Raw genomic sequence first — 4,142 nt, 5'->3', positions numbered from 1 at the left:
AGGGGGGACCCTGTGGGAGAGTAGGACGCCGCCGAACAATTCTTCTGAAAAGCCCCTGATCCATTCGGATCAGGGGCTTTTCGCATTTCCCGGAACCGGAGATCTATTCGTCGGCCCCGGCCCCGGCGGCGGGCCCGGAGCCGGACCTGGAGCCGGATTCCGTCCCGGACCGCGGCTTGTCGGCGGACGCCTGCCCCTGGGCCTGGGCAGACTGCCGGGCATCGGGCCGTGGCGTCCTCGGAGCCTGGGTTGCCTGGGTTGCCTGGGGGGCCTGCGACGCCTGGGTCGCCTGAGGGGCCTGAACCTGATCGGTGGGAGCAGCCGGGACGTCCGCTGTTCCCCAGGCGGGCCGGCTCAGCCACCTGTCCGCGCTGTTGGTGAGGCGGGTGACGCCCGTACCGTCGGCCTGCATGCTGTAGAGGTCGGTACCGGCGCCCGAGGGGGCCTGGGTGAAGACGATGGACTTGCCGTCGGGAGCGTAGGCGGCCGGACCGAAGAAGGCGTTGGAGGTCGCGGGGGTGAGGGCACCGACGGCGCTGCCGTCGGGGTGGATGGTGTAGATGGCGCCGCCGGGGGCGTTGTCGGGGCCGGCCGGGTAGGTGGTGAAGAGGATCCGGGTGCCGTCGGGGGACCAGTCCGCGCGCTCGCCGGCGCGCAGTTCCCAGGGGGTGAGCTGGCGCAGCCCGGTGCCGTCCGCGCTGACGACGTAGATGGCGCGGCTGTTGGCGGGCTGCCCGGTGGCGCTGGTGCGGTACTCGAAGGTGAGCTGCTTGCCGTCGGGGGACCAGCTGGGGTTGCTGACCGTGCCGGAGTAGGGCTTGTCGTTGGTGAGGAAGGTGAGCCGCTGGACGTCGGTGCCTTCGGGGCTCATCAGGTAGAGGTCCGAGTACTGGACCTGATGGCTGCCGGACGTGTCGAGGGCGCCCCAGGAGCGGCTGAAGGCGACCTGCTTGCCGTCCGGGGAGAAGGCGGGGGCGCGTTCGTCCTCGTTGGTGCAGTCGGCGGTGGCGCCGTCGCAGAGCTGGCTGATCTGGTGCTCGGGGCCGCCGGCGGTGGGGACGGTCCAGAGCCGGGCGGTGCCGGTGTGCGGGTCGGTGCGGTCGAAGGCGATGGTGGTGCCGTCGGGTGCCCAGTCCGGGTGGTCGTCGATGGCGCGGGCGGGCGGCTGGGTGACCTGGTGCTGGCCGGTGCCGTCGGGGGAGAGGGTGATGATCGCGCTGCTGGTGCGGGAGGAGTCGGTGTACGCGCGACTGGCGATCAGCCCGTTGTGCGCGGGGGCCGTGGGGACTCCGACGGCCGCGCCGACCACGCCGGGGGTCGCGGCGGGTGTCGGCTCGGTGGCGGCGGGGGTCTCCGGCCGGAGCTCCGAGAGCGGGATGTCGCCGGGTTCGGCGCCGCAGCCGGTGAGCAGGGTGCCCAGAAGCAGAAGGCCCGCACCGGCGCTTGCGCGGGTGCGGGCCCTGCCCGTGGGTGACTGCCGTGTGCCGGTGGTGATCCGTGCCATCTCCGCCTCCGAGCCTCTCGACCGCTCCGACGTGTGGCCCCCGCCGCGGATTCAGGACGAAGGCCCCTGAAAGGAGCTGTCACTGTGTCAGACGGGGGGCACCGGCGACCGGGCGACACGCGACGGACCGCTGCCGCTCGGCCACACGGAGTAGAAGGGTGGCGGGAGGGCGAGGCTTGACCCTTGGTGGTCAGCCCCTGGCGGTCAGCCCCGGGCGGCGCGGCGCTCGGCCTTGGCGAGGGCCTCCGCCTCGTCCTCGGCCTCGGCGACCTCCAGGGTGGGCGCGGTGCCGCCGAGCTGGGCGGGCAGCCACCAGCGGTCGTCCGGGCCGGAGGGCTTGCCAGGGTACTCGCGCTGGGCCTGGTCGAGCATCTCGCTCATGGCGGCGCGCAGCCGCCGGGTGACCATGACGGGCTTGTCGTCGGGCCCGAGGTGGATCGGTTCGCCGATCATGATGGTGACCGGGACGTGCCGCTTGGTGAGGGTCTTCGGGCGGCCCTTGGTCCAGAGCTGCTGGGTGCCCCAGAGCACGACGGGCAGCAGCGGGGTGCCGGAGTCGGCGGCCATCCGGGCGGCGCCGGTCTTGAACTTCTTCAGCATGAAGGAGCGGCTGATGGTCGCCTCGGGGAACACCCCGACCACCTCGCCGGCCTTGAGGGCGCGCACGGCGGCCTCGTACGCGGGCTGGCCGTCGGTGCGGTCCACCGGGATGTGCTTCATGCCGCGCATCAGCGGGCCGGAGATCCGGTGCTTGAAGACGTCGTCCTTGGCCATGAAGCGGGTCTTGCGCTTTCCGCCGCGGTACGCGCCGAGGCCTGCGAAGAGGAAGTCCAGGTAGCTGATGTGGTTGCTGACCAGTACCGCTCCCCCCTGGCGGGGATGTGTTCGGCGCCCACGATCTTGATCCGCACGTCGAGCGCGCGGAAGGCGGTGAGTGCGGCGCCGATCACCGGCGGGTACACGAACTCTGCCACGGTCAGTCCTGACTTCCACGGGCCGGAGCCCGGTTCGGCGGGTACCCGCTCCGTTGTGCGGGTGGTGCCGACCGGAGTACGGCACTCCGCGGCGGGTCACGGGTGATTCACGGAGATGATCCCCCGAACGAGTGCCTGCTGTCACCTGAGGCGTGCGGTCGAGCGAATATTCGGCGGTGTGATCTCCGTGATCAATTGCCACGGGAACTTTTCGCCCACCCGCGTCAGGTGCCGGCGGTGAGGCGCCCCTGGGCGCGCCGGACGAGGGGATAGAGCTCGCAGCCGACGCAGTAGCCGAACGCGGCGTTGCCGAGGGCGGCGGTGAGGGCGGCCGCGCCGGCCAGCACGCCGAGCCAGGTCACCTCGGTGCAGTAGCCGAGGGCGCCGACCGTGGCGAACACCATGAGGACGCCCTGGTCGAAGCGGAGCGTCCGGTCGTCCTCGGTCTCGGAGGGCGGTGCGAGTCGGGGGAGCACCAGCACCTGGAACAGCCGGACGTAGGGGGCCAGGCGCAGGCCGCCGAACGCGCCGAGGGCGAAGACGAGTGTCTGGGCGGCCAGGAGGGGGCAGCTGCCGGTGCAGAGGACGACGGTCAGGACGAACGCGCTGAGTGCTGCGGCTAAGCGGGGGCCGCGGGGGTCGGTCTGCAACGGGGGCTCCTGGAGGTCGCGACGGGCGGCGGCGAGCGGCAGCGCGGGGCGTCAGCGTGGTCGCCGGGCGGCGGCCCGGGCCCGGGTGGCGACGCGACGGCAGGCCGGCGGCGGCGTTGGGCGACGGTCGGAGTCCATCGGCCGATCGTACGTGGACCGGCCCCGGCGGTCGACCGCGTTTCGGGCGCCGCGGGCGCTGGCGCAGACTGGGGGGATGACCCGGCCGACGGCGTGCGTTGTCGTGCCTCGACGGCGGCCGGGCCCGGCCGCCGCGGGCCGGGAGCGACGGGAGGCCGAGGGTGAGCAGCGAGGACGGGGCGGTACGGCTGTCGGAGGCCGAGCTGGGCGGGCCGCTCGGCGTACGGGCGACGCTGGTGCAGTTCTCGACGGCCTTCTGCCAGCCCTGTCGGGCCACCCGGCGGGTGCTCTCCGAGGTGGCCGGGATGGTCGACGGGGTCGAGCACGTCGAGGTGGATGCCGAGGAGCGGTTGGAGCTGGTCCGGCGGCTGGAGGTCCGGCGGACGCCGACCGTCCTGGTGCTGGACGGGGAGGGCCGGGTGGTGCGGCGGGCGGCGGGGCAGCCGCGCCGGGTGGACGTGATCGCGGCGCTCGGCCGGGTGGTGTGAGCGTCGGGTGGTGTGAGAGTGCGGCGCGAGCCCGGTGTGAGCGATCCGGCCGCACTTGTTTCGCCCCGTCGGGTGGAGCGGGCCCCGGGCTGGGGCAGGATGGGCGCAGGCGGCGGAGTGGCCGCACGGCATAAGCTACTGGCCAGTAGTGACCACTGCGCTACCGGCGAGTATGCTGCCAGCAAGTTCCGGACCGGCACGGGAATCCGCTGCCCGGGGCGGGTGCGTGCCGTGTTCGCGCCCGCTCGCACCGCCGCAGCCGCCGGACGAGACCAGTACAGGAGACAAGGCCGTGAGCTTGAGGATCGTTGTCTGTGTGAAGTACGTGCCGGACGCGACGGGTGACCGTCGTTTCGCGGACGACCACACCACGGACCGGGAGGGTGTG

Annotated in this window: 3 protein-coding genes and 2 pseudogenes; 2 read left to right on the top strand and 3 right to left on the bottom strand. The window is 73.0% G+C overall.

Going from position 1 to position 4,142, the window contains the following annotated elements:
* Nucleotides 1–103 precede the first annotated feature (103 nt).
* The 3 genes and pseudogenes from ACWDBB_RS36010 to ACWDBB_RS36000 all read right to left on the bottom strand — a co-directional run bounded on the left by ACWDBB_RS36010 (nt 104) and on the right by ACWDBB_RS36000 (nt 3,128).
* Entirely contained in the window at nt 104–1,504 is a 1,401-nt protein-coding gene (locus ACWDBB_RS36010; RefSeq protein ID WP_449793620.1) for a TolB family protein, read from the bottom strand.
* Between the two features lie 204 nt (nt 1,505–1,708).
* A pseudogene (locus ACWDBB_RS36005) lies at nt 1,709–2,478 on the bottom strand (lysophospholipid acyltransferase family protein).
* Nucleotides 2,479–2,702: 224 nt separating this feature from the next.
* Nucleotides 2,703–3,128 carry a DUF4395 domain-containing protein gene (locus ACWDBB_RS36000; RefSeq protein ID WP_449793619.1) on the bottom strand — a complete coding sequence of 142 codons (426 nt, stop codon included), beginning with the start codon at nt 3,126–3,128 and terminating at the stop codon, nt 2,703–2,705.
* 299 nt (nt 3,129–3,427) lie between these two features.
* Between ACWDBB_RS36000 and ACWDBB_RS35995 the strand changes: the two genes are divergently transcribed.
* Both ACWDBB_RS35995 and ACWDBB_RS35990 read left to right on the top strand, forming a co-directional pair.
* A complete protein-coding gene (locus ACWDBB_RS35995; RefSeq protein WP_392884596.1) occupies nt 3,428–3,754 on the top strand; it encodes a TlpA family protein disulfide reductase in 327 nt (108 codons plus the stop codon).
* A 292-nt stretch (nt 3,755–4,046) separates the two neighbouring features.
* Nucleotides 4,047–4,142 (top strand): annotated as a pseudogene (locus ACWDBB_RS35990) (electron transfer flavoprotein subunit beta); the annotation flags it as partial.

The organism is Kitasatospora sp. NPDC001095 (assembly GCF_053598615.1).
Note: the sequence above shows the minus strand (reverse complement) of the source record. Positions and strands in the feature narration are given on the sequence as shown.